This is a genomic window from Microcystis sp. LSC13-02 (assembly GCA_002282935.1).
Taxonomy (GTDB): domain Bacteria; phylum Cyanobacteriota; class Cyanobacteriia; order Cyanobacteriales; family Microcystaceae; genus Microcystis.
Genome location: MTBT01000035.1, coordinates 1 through 6,248, shown reverse-complemented (window position 1 = coordinate 6,248; position 6,248 = coordinate 1). Strand labels below are relative to the sequence as shown.

Annotated in this window: 4 protein-coding genes; 1 reads left to right on the top strand and 3 read right to left on the bottom strand. The window is 41.6% G+C overall.

Features of this window, described 5'->3' with window-relative positions; translation table 11 throughout:
* Window positions 1-32: 32 nt before the first annotated feature.
* From BGL89_RS02270 to crtH, 3 genes are all read right to left on the bottom strand, one after another.
* Window positions 33-173: a hypothetical protein gene (locus tag BGL89_RS02270; RefSeq protein WP_286824213.1), complete on the bottom strand. Its 141-nt coding sequence runs from the start codon at window positions 171-173 to the stop codon at window positions 33-35.
* A 142-nt stretch (window positions 174-315) separates the two neighbouring features.
* The gene (locus BGL89_RS02265; RefSeq protein WP_502692593.1) at window positions 316-1,902 is read right to left on the bottom strand and encodes an ABC1 kinase family protein; all 1,587 of its coding nucleotides are present in this window, start codon (window positions 1,900-1,902) and stop codon (window positions 316-318) included.
* 373 nt (window positions 1,903-2,275) lie between these two features.
* Window positions 2,276-3,787 (bottom strand): carotenoid isomerase, encoded by a 1,512-nt coding sequence (crtH, locus tag BGL89_RS02260; protein ID WP_286824212.1) that lies wholly within the window; start codon window positions 3,785-3,787, stop codon window positions 2,276-2,278.
* A 377-nt stretch (window positions 3,788-4,164) separates the two neighbouring features.
* Here crtH and BGL89_RS02255 point away from each other — a divergent pair, with 377 nt between their 5' ends.
* A complete protein-coding gene (locus tag BGL89_RS02255) occupies window positions 4,165-6,069 on the top strand; it encodes a polysaccharide biosynthesis protein (RefSeq protein ID WP_286824211.1) in 1,905 nt (634 codons plus the stop codon).
* The last annotated feature ends 179 nt before the right edge of the window (window positions 6,070-6,248 follow it).

Here is a 6,248-nt window from a genome sequence, read left to right as displayed (position 1 = left end):
AGGGGAAAATTCCGGGACTTTTTCCCTGAAAATTAGGTAATTGACCAGGTGAAAATGGGTAAAACCCCACACCCCACACCCCACACCCTACCACCACCGAAAAACTTTTTGCCGCAAACCCTAACTAAGGATAATCCGACCAGGGAACTAAGGGCTAAAGATTTTAACAACATTTTCCTGTCCTCTTGCTGCTGGGTGCAATGAAAACATTTTTATTATGATAATTTCTGGAAAATCTTGTCAACAGACAGCCCGTCAAACTTTAATTTTTGTTGCCGATAACAAAAACCATCTACTAATAAAAATGATACTTATTTACTTGTCTAACATTTTATCTAATCTTTCCTGAATCAATAAAGCCATGGAAGAACGCAGAAAAAATAAAGCAAATAACCCAGCTAAACTGAAGGGAATAATGGCCAGTTTGCTATAGTTGGTGTCTAATAAAAATATGGCTGAGATAATACTAAATCCCAGTAAACAGACATTAATTAATACTTTAATTCCCAGATAAATTCTTTTCAGAAGTCGTTCATTTTCCCGTGACTTAACTTGAAAAACTAAATTTCCTCGCTCGATTTTTTCCTCTAATTGACGGATCATTCTCTCGTTTTTATTACCTTTTTGCCATTGTTGTTTAAGAAAAGTGCGCGCTTGATTAGCTAGGGTAAGCATGGTGTTGGTAGTTCCTCCCGATACCGCTAGACTTTTCACAAAAGGTTGACTAGCTGCTAATAAATTATACTGGGGATCTAAAGAGCGGGCAATCCCATCCAAAGTGGTGACAGATTTAATAATAAAAGTCATTTGGGGAGGTAAGCGAAAAGGTTGCTGTTTAAACATTAAATACACTTGATCGCTAATTTGTTCAAAAGCCCTCACATCTACCGGTTTATCGCGAAATTCATCTAAGAGAAACTGGACGATATTTCGCACGGGTTGCAGATCTCTAACGGGTTCAATTAAACCCATATACATCAAAGTTTTTAAGACTGTTTCTGTATCCTTTCTCAGGACAGCGAAAAAGGTTTCGATCATTTGATCTTTAGCGACGGACTTTAACTCGAACATCGTACCGAAATCGTAGAAAATTAACTCCCCTTCCTGACTAACTGCCATATTACCCGGATGGGGATCTGATTGAAAAAAACCATCCTGTAATAGTTGTTTGAGATAGGAACATATCCCCAGTTGAATAATCCCATCTACGTTAATACCATTAGCTAGTAAAGTCTCTCGAGCATCGACTTTAATCCCCGGCACATACTCCAAAGTTAGTACCCTGCGGGTGGTATATTGCCAGTAAACTAAAGGAACTTTTACCTGGGGATAATTCTTAAAATTTTCCCGAAAGCGATCGGCATTTTTGCCCTCATGAATATAATCGATTTCTTGAAAGAGTAGCTCAAAGAATTCTTGATAGATAGCTTCTAAATTATATTTTTTCACCACGGGGAAAATATTTAACCAACGGGTGAGACGATGCAACAATTCAAAATCGAGATTAAATAGTCCTTCCAAATTCGGTCTTTGTACCTTAATAACGACTTCTTCCCCACTTAATAACCGCGCTCGATGCACTTGTCCTAAACTGGCACAAGCGAGGGGAGACACGGTAAAACTTTCAAATAAATTATCTAGGGTTTGTCCTAATTCTGTTTCAATAACTCCGATCGCTTCTTGACTATTAAATTCGGGAACTCGATCCTGTAATTGGGTTAATTGTTCGATATATTCGAGCGGAATTAAATCTGCTCGCGTCGATAAAGATTGCCCAATTTTAATAAAAGTTGGCCCCAAATTTATCAGGCGATCTACTAACCATTTCGCTCTCCTTTGCCGTTTTTTGCCCCTATTAGCCCCCGTTAAACGATCCCAGAGCAAAAAAGTCAAAAACTGCATTGTAAAGCTAAATATCTCCAATTGACGAACAATCGGCGCTCGCAAGCTTTGCTGCCAATGTAAAGAATCAGTTATCAGTTATCAGTTATCAGTTATCAGTTATCAGTTATCAGTTATCAGTTATCAGTTATCAGTTATCAGTTATCAGTTATCAGTTTTTATTGGCTGCATTGGTGAGTAATTCCTCTAAAATAAGCTGCCCGCGCCTTCAGCAAACCGATCTACAGCGTTTCTCGTCAAGATGAAGTATGGATTAAACCTTGCCGAAGTAAAAATTCCAGTTGCAAAAACGCGCTTCATCCATCTGAGAAACGCTGTCAAGTATTCCCTTCCGGTTTAAGAATTCGCCAGTAAAAATCCTGATTTTCAGCTTTTAACCTCTCGGACTAGGTAAACCGAGATCTACCGATAGACGATGACTGCAAGCAAAACCAGAAAAGGCCACCGCGTTTAATCCTTGACCGGGGAAGGTACTATCTCCCACACAATAAAGATTAGGAATAGCTGTGCGATTAAAGGGCATTCCTAATAAGCCTAACAGTTTTCTTCGCGGTATTGGGCCGTAACTGCCATCGATTCTATTCAAAAAGCGGCGATGGGTGCGGGCCGTGCCAATTTCGATATAATCTAATCCTGTATCTAGTTTGGGAAAGAGTTTTTTCAGGCGCTCGATGAGACGATGAGCAGCGGCCTCTTTTTTCTGTTGATATTCTTGGGGAGACAGTTTTTGCCATTGATCAATCCAGCTAGGGGTGAAAGTATGAATGATATGATGGTTCCGGGGTGCTAGGGAGGGATCGAGTAAGGTAGGAATAGAAACAAAGATAGTTCCCTGTTCTGCTTCCATATTTTGCCAATCTTCTAGTAAAATATGGTGACATTCGCTTCCTGACGGTAAGACATCGGCCTTGACTCCCAGATGCAAACTGAGGAAACTGGGGGATTTTTGATAGCGTTTTTGCCAATTTTTTTCACTGCCGGGGAGAGATTCCGGGGGGAGTAATTTCTCGAAGGTATCCCAACGGGTGGCATTAGAAACAATCTTTTTAGCGTAATATTCCTTACCATTGGTCAATCTTACCCCGATCGCCCGTCCTGCATCTAAAATAATCTCAGCTACTCTGGCCTTATACTGGATTTCACCACCGGCTTTTTCCAGTCCCTCGACTAACTTGAGAGCAATCTGTCCCACTCCTCCTTGGGGATAGTTAATTCCCCCGTAATGGCGATCGCTAAAGACCATTCCCGCATTAATCATCGGAGTGCGATCGGCGGGTACTACCGACCAACAATAACATTCCATATCGATAAATTTCAATAATTTCGGGTCTTTAATATATTTTCTGGCCACATCTCCCACATTTTGGGGTAAATACTTGACCAATCCCAAACAGGATAAAGGATGCTGAAAAAAAACCCTAGTCAGATAGCGGGGTTCTTCCAGTGATAGTAAATCCATACTATTGAGGCAATTAAACACCTGCCAGCATTCATCGTAAAAGCGCCGGATACCGTTTTTTTCTGCGGGAAAATGGCTAATTAATTCCTGTAAAAATTGTTCGTAGTCGCGATGAACTTTTAAGTCTAATCCGTCCGGGAGATGATAATGAATCTGGACGGGATCGGCAATGGTTTCGATACTCATATCCACCGCTGCCAAGGCTTTGGTTAAGAGGTTAGTCGTCCCCTTTTTGCCAAAACCAAAAATCATCGAAGCACCCACATCAAAACGATAACCCTCTCGTTCAAAATAACCTGCGCTGCCCCCCGGAATCAGATAACTCTCTAAAACTAAGACTTTTGCCCCTTTTGCCGCTAATTGCGTCGCTGTCACCAATCCCCCGATTCCCGACCCAATCACGATCGCATCGTACTGATTACTCATAACCCAACTTTATAAATTTTTGTGTCAGTCTTCTATTGTAACCCTTGACTAGCGGTGATTTATCGGCTAGTTTGCGGGAGCAAAAAATTTTTGGGGAGAGATGAAAAGTTGGTAAAAGGAAAAAAAGTCTTGACAAATCCCGCCGCTTGACATATTTGGATTTGGGTGATATCATCTCCGGAAAGACAGCCAGCGCTACTGTTATAAAACACATTGGCTCTTCTCGTTTCTGTGTGGAAGGAGGAAGAATAGGGGGAATTTTCCAGAAATATATTCTTCAAATCCTTGCCTAGCAAGACTACTAGGAACGATAAACACTGATTATCACACCAAGTCGAGAGGAGCCAAATAATTTTACCCAAGATTAATTAATCAAGATGTATAGAAAACTGGCGAGCAAAATCCTGAAATTGGCTAATTCCCTATCTAGGTCATCGAAGCGCTCTCTTTTAATGGTCACCGACTGCCTTATTTTTAGTCTAACCATCTATCTAGCCTTCTCTCTCAGGTTTAATCTTAGCCTCGAATATCAGCAAATTAGACCTTTTTTAGAGGAAATATTCAGCTTAATTGCCATTAAACTTCTAGTTTTCTATCTCAGAGGTATTTACCGTCCCGTCGTACGTTATACAGGATTAGAGTTTCTTTCCTCCGTACTGCAAGCGGTTCTCTATAGTTCAGGGGTTTTAATCAGTCTTGCCTACTTTCAAGGGGATGCCTTTTTGCCGCGTTCAGTCCTGATTATCGACGCATTGTTAACCCTAATATTGGTTATCGGGGTGAGATTGTTGATTCTTTCTGTCTTTCACCGTCTTAATATTTACGTCAGTAGTGTGGATAGGGAACCGACAATTGTTATCTATGGTGCGGGGGTTGTGGGTTGTCAATTAGCACGTTCCCTACAAAATGACCCCCACTATCGTTTATTGGCCTTTGTTGATGATAATCCCGATTTGCAGCAGCGAGTTATCCAAGGCATTAGGGTTTATCCCCCCTCTCAATTGGCACTACTGCACCAAAAACGGGCCTTTGACTGGGTTGTTCTCGCTATTCCGAACCTAGACAAGGCCAAAAAGCGGCAAATCATCGAAAGTCTAGAAACTTTACCCATCGACATTAAAACCGTTCCTCCCCTCTCAAAAATTTTATCGGGAGAAGCGGCCATCAATCAGATTCGCAGTGTCGATGTCTCGGAATTATTAGGACGGGAAGAAATTCTACCCCATCCCGAACTTTTGGGAAAAAATGTCACCGGTAAAGCGGTGTTAGTCACCGGGGGTGGCGGTTCCATCGGTTCGGAATTATGCCGACAAATCGCCTTCCTCAAGCCAAAATGCTTGGTAATCTACGAATTAAACGAGTTTTCCCTCTACAAAATCGATCTCGATTTAAGTGAAAATTATGCCGATTTACGCAAGTATGCCTATCTAGGCAATGTTCTCGACCGTAATCATTTGGCCCGAGTCATCCAACAACACCAGATTGAAACAATTTATCACACGGCCGCCTATAAGCACGTTCCTCTTGTGGAAGCCAATGCTAGTCAGGGGGTTTACACTAATGTTTGGGGGACTTTAAATGTCGCTCAGACTGCGATCGAGAATTCAGTTAGTAATTTAGTTCTTATTTCCACCGATAAGGCCGTCAGACCGACTAACATTATGGGGTCGAGCAAACGCTGTGCTGAGTTAGTTGTACAAGCTTTGGCCGCTTTACCCGACACTTCCACCCGTTGCGCTATCGTCCGCTTTGGCAATGTTCTCGATAGTAGCGGTTCCGTGGTGCCGCGTTTCCGGGAACAAATCGCCCAACGTAAGAATATCACCCTCACCCATCGCGATATTATTCGCTATTTTATGTCTATTCCAGAGGCGGTGCGTTTGGTTATGCAAGCAGGAGCAATGGCCCGAGGGGGTGAGGTATTCCTGTTAGATATGGGTGAACCGGTAAGAATTTACGATTTGGCCCTACAGATGATTCGTTTAAGTGGCTTGGAATTAGGGCAAGATATCGATATTGAAATCACAGGATTAAGACCGGGGGAAAAACTCTACGAAGAATTATTAATCGATACCGATAAAGCTCGTCCCACCTCTCACCCAAAGATTTTTTGCGCTAATGAACACTTTCTTGCTTGGGAGAAATTGCAAATCAAATTAGAGCAACTGCTTAATTATATTCAAGTTAATGACCGTCAGGGCTTAGTTAAGTCCCTACAAGATTTAGTTCCCGAATACCAACCTCCGCAGCAAATAGCCGCTAATTTGTCAAGTAAAAAGTAAAAAAGAGAAGTTTTCTCTCTCCTCTTGTTGCCAAAATTTATTAATCTAATTGAACCGAATGCTCTTGTTTTAATTGCTTTTGGATAGTTTTTACCGAAATTTTGGGTTAAAGCCCCGTCCTTTTAGGACGGCTTTTTAAACTATAGCTTGTTAACTTAACTTTTATTGTGCTATACTGA